We start from the raw sequence: 23,637 nt of genomic DNA on the forward strand, positions 1-23,637 counted from the left end.
ACTGCATGAGGCACGCGTTGCCTCACGGTGTCACGGCCGGCACTCTCGCGACGAGGGAACTCTCCTCATGAAGAACGCGCGAACCGTCGCCGTCTTCGGCCTGCTCATCGCGCTCGCGCTCGCGATGGGGCTGTCCACCCGCCAGGAGGCCCCCGACTCGCCCGTCCCCTCCGTGGACAACCCGGGCCCCCAGGGCGCACGCGCGCTCTACCTGTTCCTTCGCGAGGGCGGCCGCGCAGTGAGCACGCAGCTCACCTCGCTGGAGTCGCTCGCCTCCGGGACGCGCACGCTGGTGCTCGCGGCCCCCACGGGCCGGCCCGTGACTCAGGAGGAAGTGGACGCCGTGGAGCGCTTCGTCCAGGAGGGCGGCACCCTGGTGTACCTGTCCACGCGCGAGCTGGGCATGCACCAGGCCGCGCTGGAGACGTGGCTTCGGCTCGAGGAAGGGCCGCTGCTGCCCGCGAGTGAGCGCGGACTGGCCACGGACCTCGCTGACGCGGGCGGAACCACGCTGGACATCTGGTTGGGCGCGGGCCCCTTCCGGGGACTGACGGCCCTGCGCGCGTCCCAGGACCGGGGACTGCTCATGGACCACCCGGAGGCGGTGCCCCTCGCGGGACTCGGCGGCGCGGTGGCCGTGTGGCGGCGCGCGCTCGGCAAGGGCGAGGTCTACGTCCTCGCCGGCGCGGACCTGCTGGAGAATCGTCGCCTGGAGCTGCTGGACAACGCGCGCCTTTGGAACGCCCTCGCCGCGCGCGGTCCGCTCGTCATCGACGAGTACCACCATCAACTCGCGCCCCCTCCTCCTCTGTCCCGAGGCATCTGGGTCTTCGTCGCGCAGGTGCTCGCCGTGGGAGGTGTCTACGTCCTCTCGCGTGGCACGCGCTTTGGCGCGCCCAGGCCGGTGCTGGTGGAGAGACACCGCTCCGCCCTCGAGTACGTGCGCAGCATGGGCTGGCTCATGCGTCGCTCGAAGGTGGAGAAGGACCTGCTTCCAGAGCTGGACAGAGCGCTTCGTCAGCGGTTGCAGGAGCGCCTGGGAATCTCCCCGACCCTGGACGACGCGGAAGCCGCGCGACTGCTCGAGGAGAGCGGCGGAATCCCCGCGTCGCGCTACCTGGAGGCGAAGGCGGAGCTGACGCGACTGGTGGCACAGCCCACCATCCGGCCAGCGGACTACGCGCGCGTGGCCCGTCTCTACGCGCACCTGGAGCGCGCCGTGACAGGCCGGGAGTCCGTCATCCGGACGTGAGCGCACGCGCGGCGATGACGGGCTCCACAGCCGAGCCCCTCACCGCCGCGTGCTTCGAATCGTTCGACCTAGAGCGTCTTGCCCGCGGCCAGCATCGCCGAGCCCACGTGGTGGCGAATCTCCTCCACCCGCGCATCCCAGCTCTCGTTGAAGATCTTCTCGGCGCGCTCGCGGTTGGGCCCGGGGCCTTCCGCGAGGCACTCGTCGACCTTCTTCACGAAGTCCTCCGTCGAGGTGGCGATCTTGCACAGCCCCACCTTGCGAACCTCCGGCAGGTCCGTGGACACCACCGGCAGCCCGGAGGCCAGGTACTCGCGCACCTTGAGCGGGTTGGCGTTCAACGTCAGCTCGCTGATCTTGAACGGCATCAGCGCCACATCGAAGGCCCGGCTGTAGCCCGGCAGGTCCGCGTAGGACTTGCGGCCCAGCATGTGGATGTTGGGCTCGGCCCGCAGCTTCGAATCGTCGCAGTCCGGCGTCGTCTTGCCGATGACGACCACCGAGCCTTCCGGATGGGCTCGCGCGGTGGCGATGATGGCTTCCTGGTCCACCCAGTCCGCCACCAGGCCGAAGAAGCCGATGACGGGCTTGGGCAGGCTCGCGATGTCCTCGGGGATGCGCGTGGTGGTGTCGCACGCCTTCACGAAGTGGCGGAAGTCCGTGCCGTGACGCACCAGCACCGTGCGCGGGTTGACGCGGGACTTGTTCTCCCGCAGGCGCTCCGCGGAGGTGATGCAGATGTCCGCGCGACGCAGCAGCCGGTCCTCCAGCTCCGCGATGTGACGGCCGTTGGTGTCCGCGAAGGCGGAGAACTCGTCCACGCAGTGGTAGACGACGAACTCCTCGCCCAGCGTGCCCGACACGGGCGCGGACGCGGGCAGGAAGCTCCAGGAGATGGGGCGCTGGAAGCCCAGTTGCTTCATCGCCCGGCGAACCTGAAGCCGCAGCAGCTCGCGGTTCGCCCCGCGCACCATCTCATTGCCGTAGAAGGGAATCGCCAGCGGCGACAGGACGTGGAGGTTGGGCTCCACCTCGCGCAGGCCCTTCGTGAAGCGCTCCAGCTTTCCGAAGATGCGCTTCACGTCGTGCGCGTTCGCCTTCGGCGCACGGTTGCCGATGCTGTTCACCCAGAGGATGCGGTTGTCCCGGGAGAGGATCCGCATGATGTGGACCTTCGACAGCGGGTCCCCATCCCAGTCGTTGGAGAACACCACCAGGTCGCGCCCCCGGAGGGCCCGGCGCGTCAAATCCAAGTCTTCACTGCGCCGCATCTCTCTTCTCTCCTGTGTCGAACAACCTCGCGGTGTCCCCGCGAGCAAGGTTTGGAACGAAGCTCACGTCGCCGGCACCGGCTGGGCCGGCGATGGCCGACGGGGTGACAAGGCCGCGTAGAGGTCCATCAGCACGGGCCCCACATCCGGAGAGGCCACGCGCGCGGGCCCCGCCTCCACCGCGTCGCGAATGCCCGCGGCGAGCGACGCCGCGTCTCCCGCGTGGAACAGCCGAGTCCCCTCCGGCCGCTCACACACGTCGCTGGCCACGCAGGGCACGCCCAGGGCCAGCGCCTCGCGCACGGAGATGGAGTCTCCGTCATGCGTCGTAGGACGAAGGAAGACGTCGCTCCGGGCGATGAGCCCCAGCGCGGCCGGATGTTCCAGTTCGCCCAGCGGCTCCAGCGAACCCGCCACACCCAGCTCCCGCGCGTCGCGGATGAAGTCCTCGGAGTCCGTGCCCGGACCGAACAACGCCAGGCCCACGCCGGGACGCGACTCCAACAACTGACGCACCGCCCGGAACGCGAGCTTGCGCCCGTACACCGGTGACGGATGGTGTGCCATCACCACCAACGGACGGCGGCGAGCACGCGCGGCCTCGACTCGCACGGGCACCGGGCCCGCCTGCACCTGCGAGGCGCAGAAGGCCGGGTGGACGAGGACTCTCTCCTCGGAGATACCGCACGACACGAGCGCGTCGCGCACCGCCGCGGACACCGCGATGATGCGCGAGTAGCCCGCCAGCGCCACCCGCGCGAAGGCCCGCCGACTCGGCGCCGCCGCGAGGTAGTCCGGCAACAGCCCGGAGTGCAGGGTGATGAAGCGGGGGGCACGCGCCCCCGGCAGACTGCCCACCGCCGCCGCGAGCAGCCAGGCCTTGGGGTTGTTCCCGCTGGTGTGGACATGCACCGTCCACCCCGAGACGAGAAACCCGGTCAGCCTGAGGCCGAAGTGCGCGGGGCTTCGCATCGGAAGGACGTCCGGAACCGGCCGGCCGCCCTTTCCGATATCCAGCACCTTCGCTTCGACCCCACGGCTGCGCAGGAAGCGGTGAAGTTGTTGAACGTGAATCGCCACGCCACCGAAAGGCGGCGGATGGTCGCCAACCAGAAGCACGCGCATTGAAGAGCCCTATCGCGGTACGGACGCCGAGGGAGGCACCGCCGTCAGCGAGGAGCGCCGGGGCAACAGCCCCATCTCCCGCTGATACGTGGTGAGCGGATCAGGATCCTGCCGGATGACCCGCGCCGGAATGCCAGCCACGACGGTGCCCGGCGCCACGTCCTTCAGCACCACGGCATTGGCCCCGATGACGGCGAAGTCGCCAATCTGGATGTTGCCGAGAATCTTGGCGCCCGCGCCGACCCGCACGTAGTCACCAATCATGGGAGCACCCTCGAGTCCCGAGCGCCCGCCAATCGTCACCTGCTGGGAGATGAGGCAGTGCCGGCCAATCTTCGCCGCCTTGTGGATGACGACGCCGATGCCGCCGTACCCCAACTGCGTCCCCTCGCCGATGTCGGCCTCGTCCGGAACGTACGAGCTGTGGAGGTAGTAGATGGCTTTCCGTAGCAAGGCAGGGAGCAAGGGAACTCCCTTCAACCGCAGGCCGCGAGCCACCCGGTACAACGTCATCGCATCGACACCCATCCACGCCTCCCTGACCCAACCGCGCGACGGGGAGGAACCTAGGTACCGCCTTCCCAAGTGGGAAGTAGGCCCTCGGGCGCCCCCCTGTTTTCTTCAGACAGTCCTGCGGGGCCGCAGCCCCGCGAGCACCGTGAGCGGCCGGACGCCCGCGGCGTACAGCACCCCCACGTAGCCCACGACGAACAGCACCCCGGCCACCGCCAGCGGCAACACCCGCCAGAAGAAGCCCGTGGGCAATTGCATCCAGGCGCCCTGCGCGCCCGCCCTCAAGAGGAACACCGCCAGGCCCGCCGCCACCGCGGCCACCGAGGAGCGCCCCAGCGCCTGCCAGGGAATGATGTCCACCAGCCGGAGCTGACGTCGCGGAGTGGACAGCGCCGCGGGCACGCGCACGAGCAACATCGCCTTGCCCACCACCTCCGCCACCGCCCAGGAGCCAATGCCGCCCATCAACCCCAGGTGCTTCACCCCGAGGATGACCAGCGGCACCGTCACCGCCGCCTTCACCGCATAGGAGACGAAGATGGCCCGGGTCAGCCCGCGAGCCCTGAGCGTCCCGTCCATGGGGAGGATGGAGAGCACCACGCCCAACACGCTGACGCGGAAGACCGGCACCGCCGGAAGGAACTTCTCGCCGAACATCGCCCCGATGAACTCCGGCGCCGCCGCGAAGAGGAACGCCGCGAACGGAAGAAAGACATACGCCAGCTTCCCGGCCGCCTCGCGGAACGCCTCCACGCCCTCCTCCAGGCGGCCCTCGCGCTCCAGCTCACCCAGGCGCACCATCAGCACCTCGCTGGTGGGCGTGTAGAGCAGATCCACCACCGGAAGCTGGAAGCAGCCCACCCGGTACAACGCATACAGGGCCGGAGCCACCGCGCCCGCCACCGCGTACAGGTGAGCGTTCTGTTGAGGAATGGCCAGCAGCATGGCCGCGCCGAACGGCGCCGCGTAGGCGAGCTGCGCACGGAAGAGCGGCCCGGACGCCAGCGGCCCGGTGACACCGCGCAGAGAGACGACCCACGTCGCCACGAACCGCAGCGCCGCGAAGACCGCCACCGCCACCATCATCCCATGCAGCGAGGCGCCCAACAGCGGCGGCACCACCATCACCGCCGCGCGCACCGCGTCCGAAATCAGATACACCCCCGCCGACGCGCGCGTGCGCCCCTGCGCCGTGAGCGACACCTCCAGCGGGAAGCTGCCCAACAGGAACGCGGTGTACGCCGCGAGCGACAACCGGTACTCGAGCAGCGCCGGGTTGGAGAACCACGCCGCCACCGGCCCCAGCAGGACATAGACAAGCAACGCGCCGACCAGGCCCGCCCCGGACATGAACAACAGCGTCTGTCCCAGGTACGGCCGCTTCTCGCTGGTGCGGGGCAGGAAGTAATACAGGCTCTGCACCACGCCAAAAGGCAGCACGTAATACAGCGTCGTGGCGATGAGGAAGAGCTGGTAATAAGTACCGTACTCGTCCAGGTGCAGCACCCGGGCAAGCACGAGTGGAATGGACAGCGTCAGCCCGGCGGTGAACAGCCGGGCCAACACCAGGGGGCCGGCGCGTCCGAGGAACGAGCTCCCGGACGCGGCCGACGAGGCACCTCCGCTCACGGAGCCTCCTTCAAGGGCGCCCCCGTTGGCGTCGCCAGCACGTTGCCCAGCAGGCCCTCACGAAAAGAGTGCGTCCTCCTGCCTGGCACCGGATGGCTCATGCCGAGCAGCCCGAAGCAATCATCCAACTGGCACCCGGTGAGCGGCGACGAGTAGTCCCCCAACATGCCCAGGCTGAAGTTCTCCCAGAGCACCTTGCGCTTGAGGGTGAACGGGTCTCCGCCAATCCGGTTGGGCAGGTCCTCCGTCGTGACACCCGAGCGGAAGCCGTGCGACGCCAGCACGCGGATGACCTCGTCCGAGTACCACCCGTTGCAGTACGCGAAGTCGCGCACCTGGATGCCGACCTCCGCTTCGATGGTCCGCTTGGACTCGAGGATCTCCTGCTCCACCACCGCCTGCGGCTCCAGCGTCAGCACCGTGTGCCCCAGCGTGTGCGCGCCGAACTCGAAGCCGTCGCGCGCCATGCGGCGCACCTCGTCCCAGTTCATGACGTCGCCCTGCTCCGGCACCAGGTCCTGCCCACCGCCGAGCTGCTGCTCCAGCGCGTCGATGATGGACGTCAGCACCCGCGTGGGGTGCTCTCCGATGAAGTCGTCGAGCGCGGCCGACACCGTCTTCTGGCCGGAGAGGATGGGGCCGAGCAGCTCCATCGACGCCTCCGGCAGCGCCGCGTACACCGGGTGGTAATGCCGCTCCTGCGCCCGGCGCAGCAGGTGGAACAGGCGGTCATGATTGAACCGCCGCTTCGTGCCGATGAACGCCGTCGGCAGGTAGGTGATGGCCGGCACTCCCATCTGCTTCAGGATGGGGTACGCGTACCGGTACACGTCCCGGTAGCCATCGTCGAAGGTGATGACGCACAGGTCCTTCTTCGTCACCCTCCGCCCCGACATCACATCCACCGCGTCGCCAATCGACGCCAGCTCGAAGCCGGCCGCCGAGGCCTCCTCGAGATGCCGCCGGAACGTCTCCTGGCTGATGAGCAACCCGGGAATGGAGCGCTGCAGCTCCCCCGTGAAGTCGCTCACCACGCGGTGATAGCTCACGATGAGGATGCGCCGGCCTCCCGACTGCACCCTCCGATAAGCCGCCATCGCCCTGCGCATTCCACTGTAGTGCAGCACGCCAGCGGCCGCCGCCTTGACCGCCCTCCGCAAGACCCTCGCCGTCGCCATCACGCCCCTCCGCGGAAAAGCTTCCTCTGGCCCATGTTCCTCAACGGGAACTCCCCAACTCGCGCGGGGGGTATTGCAGGCGGGATGCCACACCTGAATCCTGGACGAAACCCTCTCTTCAGAGGGGGATCCCGGCGGTACGGGACACATGGCCACCGGTGGACACGACGCACGGTGGAAAATCGACGGCCCCCACGGGCACACGATGCCCCACCCATTGGAAAAACTTTCCTGTCTTCAGGCCCGCTCCGTCCCTGCCCGGCCAGCCACCCGGGTTTCACTGGATGACAGTCGGGATTCCGGCTACGAACCGGCTTCCCGATGCCTTCCCTCCCCGCGCTCGCGTTGCACGACGTCAGCAAGCGTTACGGGCGCCGCTGGGCGCTGGCGCGTCTGACCTACGCGCTCCCTCCTGGACGCTCGCTGCTGCTCACCGGCCACAACGGCTCCGGCAAGACGACCCTGCTGCGCCTGTTGGCCACCGCGCTGAGCCCCACCGCCGGACGGGTGGAGGTGCTGGGACGCGACGCCGTGGCGGACCGGGACTCGGTGCGACGCGACGTGGCGCTCCTGTCCCACGCGAGCTTCCTCTATGAGGACCTCACCGCGCACCAGAACCTCACCGTGCTGGCGCGCCTGTTGGGGCACCCCTCGCCCAAGGACGGCGCCAGCGCGCTGCTCTCGCGCGTGGGCCTGGAGAAGCGTTCGGACAACCCCGTTCGTGGCTTCAGCGCGGGCATGCGCAAGCGCCTGGCCATCGCCCGGCTCCTGCTCAAGGCCCCCGACCTCGCGCTCCTGGACGAGCCCTTCGGTGAGTTGGATCCCGCCGGCATCCGCGACATGGAGGGCTTCATCGCGGAGCTGAAGGCGGCTGGCGTCACGGTGGTGCTGGCCACGCACCTGGTGGAGCAGGGCATGTCGCTGTGCGAAGAGCGCCTGCACCTCCAGGACGGCCGGGCGGTGGACGCGTGAGCACGTCCCGTCCCCGGCCCATCGGCCTCATCGGCGCCACGCTGGCGCTGTTGCGCAAGGACCTGCTCATCGAGTGGCGAACCCGCGCGCGCCTCAACGCCATCGTCTTCTTCGCGCTGGCCACGCTCCTGATGTTCTCCTTCGCGCTGGGGCCGGACACGCGCCTGCTGGAGAAGAACGCGGGGGGCTACTTCTGGCTCGCCATCCTCTTCGCCAGCGTGCTGGCCATGGGCGAGTCCTTCCGCGTCGAGTCCGAGAACGCCTGCCTGGACGGCATCCGACTGGCCCCCGCGGACCCGCGCGCCATCTACCTGTCCAAGGCCCTGGGCAACGCCCTCCTGCTGATCGCCCTGGGCATCGTGCTGCTCCCCGTCATGGTGGCCCTCTACGGGGTCAAGGTCGTCACCGGCTTCGTGGACCTGGGAACAGTTCTGCTACTCGGCAGCCTGGCCCTCAGCGCACCGGGGACGGTGTACGCCGCCATTTCCAGCAACGCCCGAGCGCGGGATGTCCTCCTCCCTCTGCTATTGTTCCCGCTGGTCATCCCCGCCCTGCTCTCCCTGGCCAAGGCGACCTCGCTCGTTCTCCAGGGCGACCCCATGAATCAGTTGGGCTCATGGCTGGGGCTTTTGCTGGGCTTCAATCTGATTTACTGGGGCGTAGGCTTCGTGCTGTTCCCGCGCATCATCGAGGACTGACGGATGAACAAGCTCATCAAGTGGGGCCTGCCGGTGGTGGGTCTGGGCGTGCTCGCCGCCGGATGGTGGCTGGGACTGGCGTGGGCACCGCCGGACCGGGAGATGGGTGACGTACAGCGCATCATGTACGTGCACGTGCCACTCCAGTGGATGGCCATGCTGGCCATGTTCCTGAACTTCGTGGCGGCGGTGGCGTACCTGGTGCGCTCCAACGCCAGCTGGAAGCTGGACTCGACGGCGGAGTCGGCGGCCGAGGTCGGACTGGTGCTCGGCGCGCTGGGCATGGTGACGGGGGCCATCTGGGGCCGTCCCACCTGGGGCGTCTACTGGTCGTGGGATCCGCGCCTGACGTCGGAGGCCATCATGCTGGTGACCTACACCGGCTACCTGGTGCTGCGGCGCTTCGTGGAGGATCCGGACAAGCGCGCGACGTGGAGCGCGGTGGTCGCGATTCTCGGCGCCATCAACCTGCCCATCGTCTGGTTCTCGGTGCGCTGGTGGCGCAGCCTTCACCAAGTGCAGTCGAGCCCCAAGACGGTGGATCCGCAGATGGTGCTGTGCCTGCGAGTGTCGGCCATCGGCCTGTTGCTGCTGACCATCGCCCTGCTGATGCACCGCTACCGCATCGCCATGGCCGAGCGACAGGCGGAAGTCGCCCTCCCGGAAGCGCTGCCCGGCAACAGCCCCGCGGCGTCCGTCCGCGACACCCCGAAGGTGGCCTGAACATGACGACTTTGACGACGCTGGGAGTCCTCGCCCAGGCCGCGGGCCAGGTGGGAAGTGGCCGCATCCAGGGTGGTTGGGGCTATGTCTGGGCCTGCTACGGCATCACCGTGGTGGCGCTCGTGCTTTACTCGCTGTCTCTCTGGCTGCGCCGGCCCCAGGCCGCGAAGGAGTGAGCCCGTCATGACGCCTGTCGCTCGCAATCGACTGTTCGCCCTGGGAGCGCTGCTCGTCGCTGGCGCCGGACTGGGGTTCGTGGCCTTCGGCAACATCGGAGAGAACCTCGTCTACTACTGGAGCCCCTCGGAGATGCTGGCCCAGGGGGAGAAGGCGTACTCGGCCACCATCCGCCTGGGTGGCGTGGTGCAGCCGGGCAGCATCCAGTGGAACGCGGAGCACACCACCCTGCACTTCCGGGTGGCCAACGACGCCCACGAGGGCACCGCCAGCGTGCTGGTGCGCTCCACGGAGACGCCGCCGCAGATGTTCCGCGACAAGATTGGCGTCGTGGTGGAGGGCACCTACGACGCGTCCGGAGTGTTCAGCTCCAACCGGCTGATGGTGAACCACTCGAACGAGTACCGCGCGCCCAAGGAGGGCGAGGACCCGAACAAGTGGCGTGAGACGCTCTCCGAGGGCACGACGACGGCCAGCACGGGGACGGGCGCGGAGGCGCGGTGAACGGGTCGATTGGATACGGGCTGGTGCTCGGAGGGCTCGCGTTCGCGACCTTCGGCGCGCTGGTGGGGCTTGTCACGGGGTTGCGCCGCAGTGAAGCGGGCTTCCCCTGGGTGATGCGCGCGGTGTGGGGCTTCGCCGGCTGCATGGTGGCCGCGAACCTGATGATGGTCTACGCGCTCGTCACGCATGACTTCAGCGTGAAGTACGTGGCGCAGGTGGGCAGCCTGGACACGCCGTTGTTGTACACGGTGGTATCGCTGTGGAGCGCGCTGGAGGGGTCCATCCTCTTCTGGGGCCTCATCATGGGCGTGTACATCGCGGCCTTCGCATGGGTGCACCGCCGCGAGCACGCGCGCTACATGCAGTTGGCGCTGGGCACCATGCTGGCGGTGGGCGTGTTCTTCGCGTTCCTCATCGCGGGCCCCGCCAACCCCTGGGGCGCCGTGTCGCCCGTTCCGGCGGACGGCCCCGGCCCCAATCCCCTGCTCCAGAACCACGTCCTGATGATCATCCACCCGCCCTTCCTGTACCTGGGCTACGTGGGCATGACGGTGCCGTTCGGCGTCGCGGTGGCGGGCCTGCTGCGCGGCGAGATTGGCGAAGCGTGGATGGCGCCCCTGCGGCGCTGGACGCTGGTGGCGTGGTTGTTCCTGTCGATTGGCATCATCCTCGGCGCCTGGTGGGCCTATGCCGTGCTCGGCTGGGGCGGCTACTGGGCGTGGGATCCGGTGGAGAACGCCAGCTTCCTGCCGTGGTTGACGGCGACGGCGTTCATGCACTCGACGATGGTGCAGGAGCGCAAGCGGATGCTGAAGCTGTGGACGCTGTCGCTCGCGCTCGCGTCCTTCGTGCTGACGATCCTGGGCACGTTCATGACGCGCTCGGGCATCTTCAACTCGGTCCACTCCTTCACCCAGTCGGACATCGGCCCCACGTTCCTGGTGTTCCTGGGCGTGCTGCTGGTGGTGTGCATCGCCCTCCTGGCGGTGCGCGGTCCGCTGCTGGTGCCCGAGGGGCGGCTGAGCTCGCTCGCGTCACGCGAGGCCAGCATCCTGATGAACAACCTGGTATTCGTGGCGATCACGTTCACGGTGCTCCTGGGCACGCTGTACCCGCTGGTGTCCGAGGCGGTGCGTGGCGTGCGCGTCAGCGTGGGTGAGCCGTACTTCAACAAGATGGCGGTGCCGGGTGGAATCGCCGTGCTGTTCCTGATGGGCGTGGGCCCGGTGCTGCCGTGGGGCAAGCCGGACAAGGAGACGCTCCGGCGGCAGTTCCTCATCCCCGCGGGGGTGGGCCTGGTCGTCGCGGCCATCTGCTTCGGGGTGGGGCTGCGCGGCGTGTACCCGCTGCTCACCTTCGGGCTGGCGGGCTTCGTCACCGTCGTCACGCTGCGCGAGCTGGTGTCGCCCATCCGGGTCCGCATGACGGAGCGCAAGGAGAGCTTCCTCACCGCGGTGTTCACGAGCGCCACCAAGGCGCAGCGCCGCTTCGGCGGCTACGTGGTGCACCTGGGAATCGTCCTCATCATCGTCGCGGTGTCCGCGTCGTCCTCGTACGTGAAGCACACGTCGGGCACGTTGAAGAAGGGCCAGACGATGACGTTGGACGGCTATCAGCTCAAGTACCAGGGGCTGATGAGCGGCGAGGAGCCGCACCGCACCTTCGTCGCGGCGCGCGTGGAGGTGACGACGCCGGGCGGCAAGGTGGAAGAGGTGAAGCCCCGCCTGAACTACTACGAGCGGAGCACGGACCCCATCGGCACGCCCGCGGTGCGAGAGACGGCCGGCGAGGACCTGTACATCTCCCTGATGGCCTTCTCCGAGCAGGCCGGCAACGCGAGCTTCAACGTCTGGGTCTTCCCGATGGTGGGGTGGATCTGGTGGAGCATCCCGCTCCTGGTGCTGGGCACGCTCATCGCGCTGTGGCCGCGTCGGCGGGCGGCGGTGGCGACGGCCAGCGCGGAAGCAGGCGCTTCGCCCCTGGCGGGTGGTGACGCGGAGCGGGGGGCGGCCTGATGCGTCGGTACCGCTATACCATCGGCTTCGTCATCGTCTGCGTGGGCCTGCTGGTGGTGCTGGCCAAGGGCTTCGGGCGCAATCCGCACGAGGTGCCCTTCATGCTCGCGGGCAAGCCGGCACCGGACTTCGTGCTGCGCTCGCTGGACACCGGTGAGAAGGTGAGCCTGGCGGACCTGAAGGGCCGCCCGGTGGTCATCAACTTCTGGGCGTCGTGGTGTGGGCCCTGCCAGTACGAGCACCCGGTGCTGGAGTGGGGGCAGCGGGAGTTCGGCTCGCAGGCGGTGTTCCTGGGCGTCGTCTTCGAGGACTCCGAGGACAACGCGCGCGCGTTCCTGCGACGCCAGGGGTACAGCTTCCCGCAGCTCGTGGACCCTCGCTCGCGCATGGCGGTGAGCTATGGCGTTGCGGGTGTGCCGGAGACCTACTTCATCAACCCGGCGGGCACCATCCAAGGCAAGCACGTGGGGCCCATCGACCCGGAGACGCTGACCCGGCGCATCCGCGAGCTGACGGCCACCGCGGAGGCTCCTTCCTCCGCCGAGGCGGCCCGGCCGTAGCGCCTCACCGGAGGCCTCTCGCTTCCGGTGGAATCGACGTATCATCGGCCGGCTTGCGCTGGACCGAGAGGGCTTCCCCCCGCCCTCCGCACAGCAAGGTGGGTTCATGCGGTGCCCGGAGTGCGGCGAAGCCTCGAACAGTCGGCTGAGGTATTGCGAGAACTGCGGCGCGAAGATGCCGGAGCCCCCCCCGGGCGTCACGGGCTCGCGTCCCACGCTCCGGGCCAGGCGGTCGATGGAGGAGCCGTCCTACGCGGCGGATATCATCGACGAGGCGGAGGCCCACCGCCAGGGCGTCGACTATGTGCCGCCGGCACCCGCGGCGAAGTCGAAGTCGAAGGTGATAGCGACGGCGACGGCTGACACGGCCGAGGACACGGACCCGGGACAGACGGGGCCCAAGTACGACGGTCCCCGGTGGCTGGCGAGCGTGCCGGCGCACTCCCAGAGCGTGGTGGGGCTGGCGGTGCTGGCCTTCGCGCTGGCGCTCTCCATCCTCCCCGCCTTCGACGGCGTGGGCGTGGTGGGCACGTTGCTGGCCCTGGTGGGCGGGGTGCTGCTGGTGGCGCGCGAGCTGCGCCTGGCGGGCGAGGCCTCGAGCGTGACGAAGCTCCTGCCCGCGGTGCTCTATCGCCCCGAGGTGCCAGCGGCGTACGCGGCGCTGCTGACGGCGCTGGCGGTGCGGATGTTGGGGCTGGGCTTCACGCCGGTGCTGTGGCTGCTGGGCGCGGGCCTCGTCGTCCATGACCAGTACCGCAAGGTGATCGCGGGTCCGGAAGGCGTGCTGGCGCGCTACTTCGACGGGAGGCAGTTGCTCGTCGTTCCAGAGGTGGTGGCGCTGGGGGGCGTGGCGCTGTGCGTGCTGACGCTCTTCGCTCCGTGGGCGACGGTGAGCACGATGCCCGAGGTGGCGAATGCGCCGGTGCCCGCGGGCCCTCCGGAGCTGCACGTCATCCCCTCGCAGCGTGCCGCGGACGACGTGCTCTATACGGCGGGGGCGGGCATCACCACGCTGTCCGGGTGGGATTTGTCCGGCGCCGTGGTGGTGGAGTTGCTGTTGCTGTCGCTCTTGGGATTGCTCGCGCTGAGGCCGGAAGTGTCGCGGCCCGCGTGGACGCGCTTCGCGCCGGCTGGCGTCGTGGGGGTGGGCCTGCTCTGGGCGCTGTTGCACATTCGCATCTCGCCGGGGCCCATCATCTTCGTCATCGGCCTGGGCGCGGTGGGTGTGCAGGCGTTCCGGCAACTGCGTGAGGCGCAGTTGCAGGCGTACGCGGCCCCGGTGCCCGCGTATGACGACGGCATGGACGAGACGGAGCGCCTGGACGACGAGCCGGATCCGGACGACATGGGTCCGGATGACGAGCCGGGCGCTTACGCCACGCGCCCGGACGATGAGCCGGAGCCGGACCCGGACGACATGGGCCCGGACGACGAGATGGAGGACGTGAAGCCGCGCAGGCGGTGAGCTTGTCGTTCGAGCAGGCTCCCGCGACCAGGGAGCCGCCGGACATGCGGCACTGGCCTGCTTCGAAGGCACGAAGCAGGTCCATCCTCGGGAGAACGACGACCCGGCTCGATTGGCCTGCGCATGCCGGCTCAACCGATGAAGGCCGTGGTGATGGATTCAGAGGGGCAGTACGTCCGGGACTGCGTGGACGACGAAGTGGGCGTCCTGGTGGTCAGCGGTCCGAACGTGTTCGACGGCTACCTGTCACCGGAGCAGAACACGAAGCTCTTCCCCGACCTGGGTGACGGACGACGCTGGCTGGACACGGGAGACCTGGGACGCCGGGACGCCGACGGGTTCTTCTGGCTCACGGGGAAGAAGAAGGAGCTCATCATTCGCGGTGGGCACAACATCGACCCGGCCGATATCGAAGCAGCGCTCTACAAGCATCCGGCGGTGCAGCTCGCGGCGGCCATCGGTCGTTCCGATGCGAGGGCGGGCGAGCTCCCCGTCGCATATGTCCAGCGCAAGGAGGGAGCGCGATCGACACCCGAGGAACTCCTGTCGTTCGTCGCGGGAGAAATCGCCGAGCGCGCGGCGATGCCCAAGGCCATCCGCATCATCGAGACGATGTCCCTCACTGCCGTGGGGAAACAGGCGCCCACATACCAAGGGGAGACAGCAGCAGGACGACTGCGTCGACTGCTGCGCTCACCACTGGTGGCAGTCGCCGAGCGTCTCCCGAATCGCTGAACCCGCACGGCACGTGCCGGCCGACAACGATTCAGCACCGGCTCAGTCATTACCGAAGTCGGCGTCGAACGAAGCGATGGCCTGTTCAACCGTCGCGAACAGGCTGCTCCTCACTTCCGGCGCCTCTTCACAAAGCAACTCCCAGAACTGCTGCTCGTGGCGGCGGAGAAGCTCTCGCTCCACGGGCAACCTGACCCAGTCAGCGCTCTGGACCACGAAGCCGCGTCCGGGAAGCACTTCGACACAACGGTAGACGACTGCCACGTTGGCCCCAAGACGTCGGACGATGTCGAAGGGCCGGTACAGCACCGAGTCGCTCATGGACGCGAAGCCTACTCCCGCGGAGCCCAGCCCCCGCGGGAGTCTCTGCGGCAGAGCTACTTCGCCACGGGCTGCCCGATTTCCTTGAGCACCTTCTCCGCGTTCGTGTTCGTGGGATCCAGCTCCAGCGAGCGGCGGTAGCTCGTCACGGCCTGGGCCTTGTCACCGTGGGCCAGATACGCCTCGCCCAGGCTGTCATGGACGTTCCCATCCTGCGGGAACAGCTCCACGTTGAACTTGAAGATCTCAATGGCCTCCGGCAAGCGGCCCCCCTGCATCAACCGATAGCCGACGGTATTGAGCTCTCCCACCCCGAAGAAGTACTCAGCGGGCTTCTTCGCCTTGACCGCCTTGTACTGGGTGATGGCGTCCGTGGCGGGTCCCTTGGCAAGCGACTCCCACACCACTTCGCCAATCGGCTTCAACGGCGTCTGGGGCGTGACGCCGTGAAGGACGCTCAGGGCTCCCACCGCCATGCTGCGCGCCCTCACCCCGCGCCCCACGTTGCTCAGGACGATGATGACCTCCTTCTTCTCCGGCACGCGCACCAGATACGAGCTGAAGCCGTTGATGCCACCACCGTGGCTCGTGGACGCGACCTCCGTCTTCCCGTCATCCAGCTTGATGGGCGACACGTCCCAGCCGAAGCCGTACCCCGCCAGCCCCGGGGTGAACATCTTCTGCTTCAGCTCCGCCGACAGCACCTTGTCTCCGTAGAGCGCGCGGTCCCACAGATAGAGGTCCTCCACCGTCGAGTACATCGACCCGGCCGCGTACGGCAGGCCCATGTCGATATACGCCGCGTTCACGAACCCATCCGGGTTGCGCTCATAGCCGCTCGCGCGCTTGGCCAGCACCGTCGCCGACACGTCGAAGCCCGTGTTCTTCATCCCCAACGGCTCGAAGATCCGCTCGCGCAGCACCTGCGCGTAGGACTTTCCCGTCACCTTCTCGATGATGGCGCCCAGGATGAAGTAGCCCGAGTTGTTGTACGCGTACTTCGACCCCGGCTCGAACTCCAGGTCGCCGCTGGCGAACTGCTTCACGAACTCCGCCACCGTGTACGGATTGCGGGAGATCTTCTCACCGAAGTCCGGCCGCCCCGTATAGCTGGGGATGCCCGACGTGTGGTTCAGCAGGTGCGTCACGGTGATGCGCGAGCCCGTGTCCTTGCGGTAGTCCGGCAGGTGCTTCGTGATGGGGTCCTCGAGCCCCACCTTGCCCTCTTCCACGAGCTTCAGGATGAGCACGGCGGTGAACTGCTTGGTGACGGAGCCGATGCGGAACTTCGTGTCCGGCGTCACCGGAAGCTGCCACTCGAAGTTCGCCTGGCCATACCCCTTCTTGAGGATGATGCCCTTCTCGTCGGCGACCAGCAGCGCTCCGTTGAACTGCTTCAGCTCCAGGTACTTCGCGGCCAGGCGGTCAATCGAGTCCTTCCGACTCGCCGCGCTCGCCGACGACACCGCGAGCAACAGCGCCATTCCCGCGACGACTCCAACATCCATCCATCCGCGCTTCATGCAGAGCTCCCTCGAAACATCGAACCGCCGGCATCGACCGGATTGGTCGGCCCAGACCCACATCCCCCTCCAGGCACGAACAGGGACGACTTCAATTGCGTGCTGACGTGGCATGGGCCCCAGGCCCGCGCTACCTTCAGTCGTGATGCGCAACCATCCCCCCAGGCAAGCACTGGCGTTCTGTGTGCTCGCCATGATGACCTGGGCCTGCCGGAGCGAGCCTCCCCCCAGCTACGTCCGCGTCGAAGGCGCCGCGCCGGTCATCGAGGATGCACCGGACGCACGAGCGCTGCTGGTGGTTTTCTGGGCGTCCTGGTGCCCCCCCTGTCGCAGGGAGACACCGCAGCTCCAAGCCCTGGCCGAAGCACCTCCCGAGGGACTCCAGGTCGTCGTCTTCAGCCACGACACCGACCTCGCCACCGTGGAGGCGTACTTCGAGGGCCCTCCTCCTCCCGAGCTGCGCGTGCGGCTGGACCCCGGCAAGCAGGTCGCCCATGCCTTCGGGGTGGAGCTGCTCCCCACCAGCCTCCTCGTCGTCGAGGGCCGACTGGTCGCCCGCTTCCCAGGCCCTCGTGACTGGGACTCCCGGGCCATGCGGCGCCTCCTGGAGAAGTTGAGCGTCCCCGTCGAGGGGCGGGTCTCCGGCGCGGCGAATTGACTCAGCCCCTCCGTCCTGGCTAAGCCAGCGGGTGGATGCGGTTCCTCCTGCGATTCCTGGCCGTGCTCCTCGTCTTGATGACGGGCGGTGTCTTTCAGACGCTGGCCTTCGCCTCGGACACGCACGCCGACTGCGCGGAGGACGAAGACGATGAGTGCACCGACTGCGCTCCCAACTGCGTCCTGTGTCCCTGCTGTCCGCTGAGAGCCACTCCGGCGCCAGTTCCCTTCATGCAGGACCTCGCCGCCGCGGCCGCTCCGCCCCCTGTTCCTGGCCGCGTGGCCGAGCCGGTCCTCTCTGGACTGGCCGCCGACATCTTCCAGCCGCCTAGAGCCTGACGACTCCCTTCACGGGAGACGTGTGTCCGCCGCATGCCTCCAGGGCGCGCGGACGCACGCACGCGCTCGTCATCTGCAAGCCCTGCCCGTCCACATTCCCCGCGCCTGTCGCGCGGGTTCACCTCGCCGTGGGCAACCCGCCCCGGCTGGAGCCACCTCATGCGTTCACTGCATCCCCTGTTCGTGCTCGTCGCGCTGCTCACCGTCTCCCCTGCCCTGGCCGAAGACGCACCGAAGGCCGCGGAGAAGTCCCAGTCCGCCGAAGCAGAGAAGCCCAGGTGTGAGCACGGCGTGCAGAAGTCCCTGTGTACGCGCTGCAACCCGAAGCTCGCCGCCGTCTTCAAGGCCAAGGGCGATTGGTGCGCGGAGCACGAGCGCCCCGAGTCCCAGTGCTCCCTCTGCCACCCCGACCTCGCCAAGAAGGGCGTGAAGTAGATGTCCGCCTCCCGCGCCGGTCCGATGATGCTGTGCGCCCTGCTCTTCGCGGGTGCGGCGAGCTGCGCGAAGGAGTCAAAGCCCGCGGTGGCGGAGAAGCCCTCCACGGCGCGGACCGTCGCGGGAGGAGCTTCCAAGCCCGTCTCCCTATGTGAACACAAGGTGCCGGCCGAGCTGTGCACCCGATGCAACCCGGACCTCATCGACGTCTTCAAGTCGCAAGACGATTGGTGCGCGGCACACGGAGTGCCCGAGTCACAGTGCTTCCAATGCAACCCGAACATCAACTTCACCACGCTGGCCACCGCGCCGAAGGACTGGTGCAAGGAGCACGCGGTTCCCGAGTCGAAGTGCACGAAGTGCAATCCCACCCTCGTCACGAAGTTCATCGAGGCCGGTGACTACTGCCGGGAGCACGGCTTCCCTGAGTCCGTCTGTCCGTATTGCCACCCGGACCTGGTGAAGGCCGCGGGCGCGGCGCCTCCCGTCTTTCCCGAGCCGGGCACGCGCGTTCGCCTCGCCTCGGACGAGACCGCGCGAGAGGCGGGCATCCAGACCCGTCGCGTGGAGAAGCGGCCCTTCGCGCCCACGCTGGAGGTCGTCGGAAAGCTCGACTTCAACAACAACCGACGGGCCCAGCTCTCGACTCGCGGCGACGCACGCATCGCCGAAGTCCGAGCGGACGTCGGCGACGAGGTGGAGGCCGGGCAGCCGCTCGTGGTGGTGACGTCAGGCGAGGTGGCCGAGAACCAGGGGCGGCTCGTCTCCGCCCAAGCACGGATCCAGGCCGCGAGGGCCGCGCTCATGCGCCAGCAGGCGCTCGTCACAGACGGCATCAGTGCGCGCAAGCACCTGGAGCAGGCCCGGGCGGACCTTGTCGCCGCCGAGACCGAAAGCGCCGCGGCCGCCGTCTCTCTCGTCGCTTCAGGAGCCTCCCCCCGTGGGCAGGAAGGCATCCACGTGCTGAACGCGCCGTTCGCCGGCACCGTGGTGAGCCGCGATGCCGTCCCTGGGCGACTGGTGGGCGCGGGCCAGACGCTCCTCGAGGTCGCCGACCTGAGCACCCTGTGGGCCTTGCTGGAGGTGCCCGAGGCGGACGCCAGCCAGGTGCGCGCGGGCCAGCCCGTCACCCTCTCCTTCGAGAGCATGCCAGGACAGACACGCCAGGCCACCCTCACCCGCGTGGGCGCCTCCGTGGACCCGGCCACGCGCACGGTGCGCGCCCGCGTGGAGCTGCCCAATCCCGGGGGCGCCCTCAAGGCGGGCCTCTTCCTCCAAGCCCGGGTGCAGGTGGCCGCCGAGCACCCGGCGTTGCTCGTGCCTCGCGAGGCCATCCAGCGCGCGGAGGGCCGCACGCTCGTCTTCGTGAAGAAGGGCGCGGGCCTCTACGAGCCCGTCGCAGTGGAGCTGGGCGCCAGGACGCGTGAGATGGTGGAGGTGGTGAAGGGACTCTCCGAGGGCCAGGAGATCGTCACCACGGGCGCCTTCCTCCTCAAGACGGAGATCCTCAAGGGGTCCATCGGCGCGGGCTGCTGCGAGACGTCGGAGGGCCAGTAGCCGCCATGCTGACGCGAGTCATCGACTGGTCACTGGCGCACCGCGGGGCCGTCCTCGTCGGCACCGGAGTCCTCGTCGTCTCGGGGCTCTTGTCCTTCCGCGCGCTGCCCATCGACGCCATCCCAGACACCACGCCCACCCAGGTGCAGGTGAACACCGTGGCGCCGGCGCTCACGCCCATCGAGGTGGAGCGGCAGCTCACCATCCCCATCGAACAATCCCTGGCGGGGCTGCCGCGCCTCGGGGAGCTGCGCTCCATCTCCAAGTTCGGCCTGTCCCAGGTGACGCTCCAGTTCAATGACGGCGCCGACTTGTGGTTCGCGCGACAGCAGGTCGCCGAGCGGCTCGGCCGGGTGGAGGTTCCCAAGGGCATCGAGCGCCCCACGCTGGGCCCCGTGGCCACGGGCCTGGGCGAGGTCTTCCACTATCTGGTCAAGAGCCGCACGAAGAGCCTGGAGGAGCTGCGCACGCTGCATGACTCGGTCATCGCGCCACGGCTGCGCGGCGTTCCCGGCGTCGCCGAGGTGAACGCCTGGGGCGGCGAGGAGAAGCAGTGGCACGTCGTGGTGGAGCCGCGCCGCCTGCAACAGTTCAACGTATCCCTCCAGGACGTCTACCGGGCGCTGGAGGAGAACAACGCGAACGTGGGGGGCGGCGTGGTGGAGCGCGGGGGCGCGGCGAGCCTCGTCCTCGGCGTCGGAATCCTGGAGAGCGGCAAGGCCGTGGAGGACGTCGTCGTCGCGGCGCACGAGGGCGTGCCGGTGCGCATCCGGGATGTCGCCCGCGTGGAGGTGGGCCATGAAATCCGTCGGGGCGCCACCACCGCCGATGGTGAAGGCGAGGCCGTCCTGGGCCTGGGCTTCATGCTCGTCGGTGAGAACTCGCACACGGTGACGCGGGCGTTGGCCCGGCGGCTCGAAGAGGTGAAGCGCACCCTGCCCCAGGACGTCTCCGTGGAGCCCGTCTACGAGCGCACCGAGCTGGTGGACCACGTGCTGGGCACGGTGCGCACGAACCTCATGGAAGGCGCGTTGCTCGTCATCGCCGTGCTCTTCTTCTTCCTGGGCAACTGGCGCGCGGGGCTCATCGTCGCGGCGGCCATTCCGCTGTCCATGCTGTTCGCCTTCAACGCGATGCTGCGCTTCGGCATCGCCGGCACCCTCATGTCCCTGGGCGCCATCGACTTCGGGCTCGTCGTCGACTCGTCCGTCATCCTCGTGGAGAACGCGGAGCGGAGGCTCGCCGAGGCCAAGGGGAGCCGCTCCCTCCTCGAAGTGGTGCGCGACGCGGCCGTCGAGGTGCGCGGCCCCACCCTCTTCGGTGAGCTCATCATCCTGGTGGTGTACCTGCCCCTGCTCGCGCTGGAGGGCGTCGAGGGCAAGCTGTTCCGCCCCATGGCGCTCACCGTCATCTTCGCGCTCCTGGGCAGCGCGGTGCTCTCCATGACGCTGATGCCGGTGCTGGCGTCCTTCGCGCTGAAGCAAGGTGGAGGGCACTCCCGCGAGCCGCGCCTCGTCTCCCTCCTCAAGCGCTGCTACCGGCCCGTCCTGGACCAGGCCCTGGCGCATCCACGCACGGTCCTCATCGGCGCCGGCGTGCTCATCGTGGGCTCGCTCGCCGCGGCCACGCGGCTTGGCGGCGAGTTCGTTCCACGGCTGTCCGAAGGCGCGCTCGTCATCAACACCGTGCGGCTGGCCGAGGTGTCCCTCACCGAGTCCGTCCGCTATGGCACGCAAATCGAGAAGGTGCTCCTCACCCGCTTCCCCGACGAGGTGCGCCGCGTGTGGACGCGCACCGGCACGGCGGAGGTGGCCACCGACCCGATGGGCATCGAGCTGTCCGACGTCTTCATCACCCTGACGCCACGGGAGACCTGGAAGCGCGCCACGACACAGGACGAGTTGGTGGCCGAGATGCGCGCGGAGCTGGCGGACCTGCCCGGCATGCGCATGGCCTTCCTCCAGCCCATTGAAATGCGCGTCAACGAGATGATCGCCGGCGTGCGCGGCGACGTGGGCATCAAGCTCTTCGGGGACGACCTGGACATCTTGAAGGCCAAGGCCCGTGAGCTGGAGGGCCTGGTCAAGGCGCTCCCTGGCGCCACGGAAGTCACCGTGGAGCAGCTCACCGGACAGCCCGTGCTCGAGGTGACGGTGGACCGGGAGGCGGTGGCTCGACACGGCATCTCCACCCGCGCGGTGCTCGACGTGGTGGAGGCGGTGGGCACCCGCACCGTGGGAGAGGTGCGCGAGGGCGAGCGGCGCTTCGACCTGGCCGTGCGCCTCTCCGAGGAGTTTCGGAGCGACCCGGCGATGCTGGCCACGATACCGGTGACAGCGCCCGGGGGAGCACGCGTGCCGCTGGGCCGGCTTGCCCGAATCCGCGAGGTGTCCGGTCCCACCACGCTCCAGCGCGAGTGGGGCAAGCGTCGCATCGTCGTCCAGGCCAACGTGCGCGACAGGGACCTCGGCGGCTTCGTCGAGGAGCTGCGCCGAACCCTGGATGAAAAGCTGGAGCTCCCCTCCGGCTACTACGTGCGCTTCGGCGGACAGTTCGAGCACCTGGAGCGCGCCCAGGCACGTCTGCTCATCGTCGTGCCCCTGGCGCTGGCCCTCATCTTCATCCTGCTCTACCTCACGTATCGGCGCGTCCTGGACGCGGTGCGCATCTTCGCGGGCGTGCCCTTCGCGATGGTGGGAGGCGTGCTCGCGCTCCTGCTGCGGGGCATGCCCTTCTCCATCTCCGCCGCCGTGGGCTACATCGCCCTGTCCGGTGTCTCGGTGCTCGGGGACATGGTGCTCGTCTCGCGCGTGCGGGCATTGCTCGCGGAAGGCCACGCGCTGGCGGACGCCCTCCGAGAAGCAGCCCTCTCCCGCCTGCGCCCCGTGCTGATGACAGCCGCCGTGGCCGCCATCGGGTTCCTGCCCATGGCGCTCAACACGGGCGTGGGCGCCGAAGTCCAACGCCCCCTCGCCACCGTCGTCATCGGCGGCATCCTCTCCTCCACCCTCCTCACCCTCGTCGTCCTCCCCGTCCTCTACGCCGTGTTCGGAGCCGGACGGCAACAGCCCCCTCGGCCTCGGGAGGAAGCGTTTCCGTCACCCGGCGAGGCGCCTTCCGCCCCCCACGAAGCAGCGGCGAGCTGACCCCACCTGCTCGGGCACGTCCTCCTCCAGGCACACACCGCGTCGAGCAGCGATCACTCGCCCTACCCACCAGGCCATGGGCACGTCACCTCCATGACCTGGCAGGTTCGGCGGGTTTCACCCAACCGACAGAATTGTGGATTCCTCACTGTCACGTGATTCCGGGTTCAGGTGCACTGCGCTTATTTTGGCAACAACGGCATCACGGTGACGGCACCTGGGCGAGTCGAAGCACGGGGGACGCGGCATGGTCAGTCCGAGGACGGCACCGATCCGGACAGGCAACACGAGCACCTTCACGCTGAAGCAACGGCGCCTGCACATCATCCTGTTGGACCCGAGGGAGAGGCCCTACGCGGGACGTGAATACGTCCTCCGGGTGGGACGCACCGAGCACTGCGGCACGACCGCGTCCGACGGCTCGCTCTCGCACGAGGTCCCCGGCCTCGCCACCGGCGAGTTGCTGTTGCACCTGCCTCCGCCAGACCCTGGCCCCGATGAGCCACCGCCCCCAGCGGCGACCCGGCCCGGCCAGCCCCCTCGCTATCCCCCGTCCATTTGCGCGGGTGACTTCATGGACACGCGCGCCCCTGCGGAGTCCCCGCCCGACCTGCTGAGCTGGGCACTGCACCTGGAATCTCCCGCGACGTTCGACGCGGACGCGATGACGGCGGCCCAGGAGCGATTGCACAACCTGGGCTTCCTCATTGAAGGCGAGCGCGGCGCACCCGGCCCCCGCACTCGTGCCGCGGTGCGCGCCTTCCAGCGCCACCATGGACTGACAGAGACAGGGCAGCTCGCCGACGTGCAACGCGAGCTGATTCGCCGCCACGACACCTGAG

The 23,637-nt window shown here is 68.8% G+C and carries 23 protein-coding genes; 16 read left to right on the forward strand and 7 right to left on the reverse strand.

What is annotated here, in order from left to right; genetic code table 11:
• The first annotated feature begins 67 nt into the window (after positions 1-67).
• Positions 68-1,252: a DUF4350 domain-containing protein gene (locus tag G4D83_RS41865; RefSeq protein WP_163870551.1), complete on the forward strand. Its 1,185-nt coding sequence runs from the start codon at positions 68-70 to the stop codon at positions 1,250-1,252.
• A 68-nt stretch (positions 1,253-1,320) separates the two neighbouring features.
• Here the strand turns inward: G4D83_RS41865 and exoP are convergent, their stop codons facing one another.
• The 5 genes from exoP to exoL form a co-directional block, all read right to left on the reverse strand.
• Positions 1,321-2,523: a spore coat polysaccharide biosynthesis glycosyltransferase ExoP gene (exoP, locus tag G4D83_RS41870; protein ID WP_163870552.1), complete on the reverse strand. Its 1,203-nt coding sequence runs from the start codon at positions 2,521-2,523 to the stop codon at positions 1,321-1,323.
• A gap of 63 nt (positions 2,524-2,586) precedes the next feature.
• A complete protein-coding gene (locus G4D83_RS41875) occupies positions 2,587-3,648 on the reverse strand; it encodes a glycosyltransferase family 4 protein (RefSeq protein WP_163870553.1) in 1,062 nt (353 codons plus the stop codon).
• Positions 3,649-3,657: 9 nt separating this feature from the next.
• Positions 3,658-4,176 (reverse strand): serine O-acetyltransferase, encoded by a 519-nt coding sequence (locus G4D83_RS41880; RefSeq protein WP_163870554.1) that lies wholly within the window; start codon positions 4,174-4,176, stop codon positions 3,658-3,660.
• A gap of 93 nt (positions 4,177-4,269) precedes the next feature.
• Complete coding sequence (gene exoM, locus G4D83_RS41885; RefSeq protein ID WP_163870555.1) at positions 4,270-5,790, reverse strand: spore coat polysaccharide flippase ExoM; 1,521 nt, start codon at positions 5,788-5,790, stop codon at positions 4,270-4,272.
• Positions 5,787-6,887 (reverse strand): spore coat polysaccharide deacetylase ExoL, encoded by a 1,101-nt coding sequence (gene exoL, locus G4D83_RS41890; protein ID WP_338041973.1) that lies wholly within the window; start codon positions 6,885-6,887, stop codon positions 5,787-5,789. Before exoL ends, exoM begins: the two co-directional genes overlap by 4 nt.
• A gap of 402 nt (positions 6,888-7,289) precedes the next feature.
• On the opposite strand from exoL, the gene ccmA reads away from it, so the two are divergent.
• From ccmA to G4D83_RS41935, 9 genes are all read left to right on the forward strand, one after another.
• Positions 7,290-7,940, forward strand: coding sequence for a heme ABC exporter ATP-binding protein CcmA (gene ccmA, locus G4D83_RS41895; protein ID WP_163870557.1), 651 nt, complete (start codon positions 7,290-7,292; stop codon positions 7,938-7,940).
• Positions 7,937-8,638, forward strand: a complete 702-nt coding sequence (locus G4D83_RS41900; RefSeq protein ID WP_163870558.1) for a heme exporter protein CcmB — start codon at positions 7,937-7,939, stop codon at positions 8,636-8,638. Before ccmA ends, G4D83_RS41900 begins: the two co-directional genes overlap by 4 nt.
• Before the next feature lie 3 nt (positions 8,639-8,641).
• On the forward strand, positions 8,642-9,361 hold the full coding sequence (locus G4D83_RS41905; RefSeq protein WP_163870559.1) for a cytochrome c biogenesis protein: 720 nt from the start codon (positions 8,642-8,644) through the stop codon (positions 9,359-9,361).
• A 2-nt stretch (positions 9,362-9,363) separates the two neighbouring features.
• Complete coding sequence (locus G4D83_RS41910) at positions 9,364-9,537, forward strand: heme exporter protein CcmD (protein ID WP_141643301.1); 174 nt, start codon at positions 9,364-9,366, stop codon at positions 9,535-9,537.
• 7 nt (positions 9,538-9,544) lie between these two features.
• Entirely contained in the window at positions 9,545-10,042 is a 498-nt protein-coding gene (locus G4D83_RS41915) for a cytochrome c maturation protein CcmE (RefSeq protein ID WP_163870560.1), read from the forward strand.
• The gene (locus G4D83_RS41920; protein ID WP_163870561.1) at positions 10,039-12,057 is read left to right on the forward strand and encodes a heme lyase CcmF/NrfE family subunit; all 2,019 of its coding nucleotides are present in this window, start codon (positions 10,039-10,041) and stop codon (positions 12,055-12,057) included. The genes G4D83_RS41915 and G4D83_RS41920 overlap by 4 nt, the downstream gene beginning before the upstream one ends.
• Positions 12,057-12,617 carry a TlpA family protein disulfide reductase gene (locus G4D83_RS41925; RefSeq protein ID WP_163870562.1) on the forward strand — a complete coding sequence of 187 codons (561 nt, stop codon included), beginning with the start codon at positions 12,057-12,059 and terminating at the stop codon, positions 12,615-12,617. Before G4D83_RS41920 ends, G4D83_RS41925 begins: the two co-directional genes overlap by 1 nt.
• Before the next feature lie 175 nt (positions 12,618-12,792).
• Positions 12,793-14,082, forward strand: a complete 1,290-nt coding sequence (locus tag G4D83_RS41930; protein ID WP_240357118.1) for a zinc ribbon domain-containing protein — start codon at positions 12,793-12,795, stop codon at positions 14,080-14,082.
• A 123-nt stretch (positions 14,083-14,205) separates the two neighbouring features.
• The gene (locus G4D83_RS41935) at positions 14,206-14,817 is read left to right on the forward strand and encodes an AMP-binding enzyme (RefSeq protein WP_163870564.1); all 612 of its coding nucleotides are present in this window, start codon (positions 14,206-14,208) and stop codon (positions 14,815-14,817) included.
• Between the two features lie 42 nt (positions 14,818-14,859).
• Here the strand turns inward: G4D83_RS41935 and G4D83_RS41940 are convergent, their stop codons facing one another.
• On the reverse strand, positions 14,860-15,138 hold the full coding sequence (locus G4D83_RS41940; protein ID WP_163870565.1) for a hypothetical protein: 279 nt from the start codon (positions 15,136-15,138) through the stop codon (positions 14,860-14,862).
• 56 nt (positions 15,139-15,194) lie between these two features.
• Complete coding sequence (locus tag G4D83_RS41945; RefSeq protein WP_163870566.1) at positions 15,195-16,661, reverse strand: serine hydrolase domain-containing protein; 1,467 nt, start codon at positions 16,659-16,661, stop codon at positions 15,195-15,197.
• Positions 16,662-16,854: 193 nt separating this feature from the next.
• Between G4D83_RS41945 and G4D83_RS41950 the strand changes: the two genes are divergently transcribed.
• The 6 genes from G4D83_RS41950 (at position 16,855) to G4D83_RS41975 (ending at position 23,636) form a co-directional block, all read left to right on the forward strand.
• Positions 16,855-17,319 carry a TlpA family protein disulfide reductase gene (locus tag G4D83_RS41950; RefSeq protein ID WP_240357119.1) on the forward strand — a complete coding sequence of 155 codons (465 nt, stop codon included), beginning with the start codon at positions 16,855-16,857 and terminating at the stop codon, positions 17,317-17,319.
• A gap of 35 nt (positions 17,320-17,354) precedes the next feature.
• A complete protein-coding gene (locus tag G4D83_RS41955) occupies positions 17,355-17,657 on the forward strand; it encodes a hypothetical protein (RefSeq protein WP_163870568.1) in 303 nt (100 codons plus the stop codon).
• 159 nt (positions 17,658-17,816) lie between these two features.
• Positions 17,817-18,092, forward strand: coding sequence for a hypothetical protein (locus tag G4D83_RS41960; RefSeq protein ID WP_163870569.1), 276 nt, complete (start codon positions 17,817-17,819; stop codon positions 18,090-18,092).
• Positions 18,093-19,649 (forward strand): efflux RND transporter periplasmic adaptor subunit, encoded by a 1,557-nt coding sequence (locus tag G4D83_RS41965; RefSeq protein ID WP_163870570.1) that lies wholly within the window; start codon positions 18,093-18,095, stop codon positions 19,647-19,649.
• A gap of 5 nt (positions 19,650-19,654) precedes the next feature.
• Complete coding sequence (locus tag G4D83_RS41970) at positions 19,655-22,795, forward strand: efflux RND transporter permease subunit (protein WP_163870571.1); 3,141 nt, start codon at positions 19,655-19,657, stop codon at positions 22,793-22,795.
• Between the two features lie 247 nt (positions 22,796-23,042).
• Positions 23,043-23,636 (forward strand): peptidoglycan-binding domain-containing protein, encoded by a 594-nt coding sequence (locus G4D83_RS41975; RefSeq protein ID WP_163870572.1) that lies wholly within the window; start codon positions 23,043-23,045, stop codon positions 23,634-23,636.
• Position 23,637: the final 1 nt, after the last annotated feature.

This window comes from Myxococcus eversor (genome assembly GCF_010894455.1).
GTDB lineage: Bacteria > Myxococcota > Myxococcia > Myxococcales > Myxococcaceae > Myxococcus > Myxococcus eversor.

What these genes read in the sequence shown, in the direction of transcription:
- G4D83_RS41865 (WP_163870551.1), top strand. Translation starts at nt 68, where the DNA reads ATGAAGAACGCGCGAACCGTCGCCGTCTTCGGCCTGCTCATCGCGCTC.
- exoP (WP_163870552.1), bottom strand. Translation starts at nt 2,523, where the DNA reads ATGCGGCGCAGTGAAGACTTGGATTTGACGCGCCGGGCCCTCCGGGGG.
- G4D83_RS41875 (WP_163870553.1), bottom strand. Translation starts at nt 3,648, where the DNA reads ATGCGCGTGCTTCTGGTTGGCGACCATCCGCCGCCTTTCGGTGGCGTG.
- G4D83_RS41880 (WP_163870554.1), bottom strand. Translation starts at nt 4,176, where the DNA reads ATGGGTGTCGATGCGATGACGTTGTACCGGGTGGCTCGCGGCCTGCGG.
- exoL (WP_338041973.1), bottom strand. Translation starts at nt 6,887, where the DNA reads ATGGCGGCTTATCGGAGGGTGCAGTCGGGAGGCCGGCGCATCCTCATC.
- ccmA (WP_163870557.1), top strand. Translation starts at nt 7,290, where the DNA reads ATGCCTTCCCTCCCCGCGCTCGCGTTGCACGACGTCAGCAAGCGTTAC.
- G4D83_RS41905 (WP_163870559.1), top strand. Translation starts at nt 8,642, where the DNA reads ATGAACAAGCTCATCAAGTGGGGCCTGCCGGTGGTGGGTCTGGGCGTG.
- G4D83_RS41910 (WP_141643301.1), top strand. Translation starts at nt 9,364, where the DNA reads ATGACGACTTTGACGACGCTGGGAGTCCTCGCCCAGGCCGCGGGCCAG.
- G4D83_RS41915 (WP_163870560.1), top strand. Translation starts at nt 9,545, where the DNA reads ATGACGCCTGTCGCTCGCAATCGACTGTTCGCCCTGGGAGCGCTGCTC.
- G4D83_RS41925 (WP_163870562.1), top strand. Translation starts at nt 12,057, where the DNA reads ATGCGTCGGTACCGCTATACCATCGGCTTCGTCATCGTCTGCGTGGGC.
- G4D83_RS41930 (WP_240357118.1), top strand. Translation starts at nt 12,793, where the DNA reads ATGCCGGAGCCCCCCCCGGGCGTCACGGGCTCGCGTCCCACGCTCCGG.
- G4D83_RS41935 (WP_163870564.1), top strand. Translation starts at nt 14,206, where the DNA reads ATGCCGGCTCAACCGATGAAGGCCGTGGTGATGGATTCAGAGGGGCAG.
- G4D83_RS41940 (WP_163870565.1), bottom strand. Translation starts at nt 15,138, where the DNA reads ATGAGCGACTCGGTGCTGTACCGGCCCTTCGACATCGTCCGACGTCTT.
- G4D83_RS41945 (WP_163870566.1), bottom strand. Translation starts at nt 16,661, where the DNA reads ATGAAGCGCGGATGGATGGATGTTGGAGTCGTCGCGGGAATGGCGCTG.
- G4D83_RS41950 (WP_240357119.1), top strand. Translation starts at nt 16,855, where the DNA reads ATGATGACCTGGGCCTGCCGGAGCGAGCCTCCCCCCAGCTACGTCCGC.
- G4D83_RS41955 (WP_163870568.1), top strand. Translation starts at nt 17,355, where the DNA reads ATGCGGTTCCTCCTGCGATTCCTGGCCGTGCTCCTCGTCTTGATGACG.
- G4D83_RS41960 (WP_163870569.1), top strand. Translation starts at nt 17,817, where the DNA reads ATGCGTTCACTGCATCCCCTGTTCGTGCTCGTCGCGCTGCTCACCGTC.
- G4D83_RS41965 (WP_163870570.1), top strand. Translation starts at nt 18,093, where the DNA reads ATGTCCGCCTCCCGCGCCGGTCCGATGATGCTGTGCGCCCTGCTCTTC.
- G4D83_RS41970 (WP_163870571.1), top strand. Translation starts at nt 19,655, where the DNA reads ATGCTGACGCGAGTCATCGACTGGTCACTGGCGCACCGCGGGGCCGTC.
- G4D83_RS41975 (WP_163870572.1), top strand. Translation starts at nt 23,043, where the DNA reads ATGGTCAGTCCGAGGACGGCACCGATCCGGACAGGCAACACGAGCACC.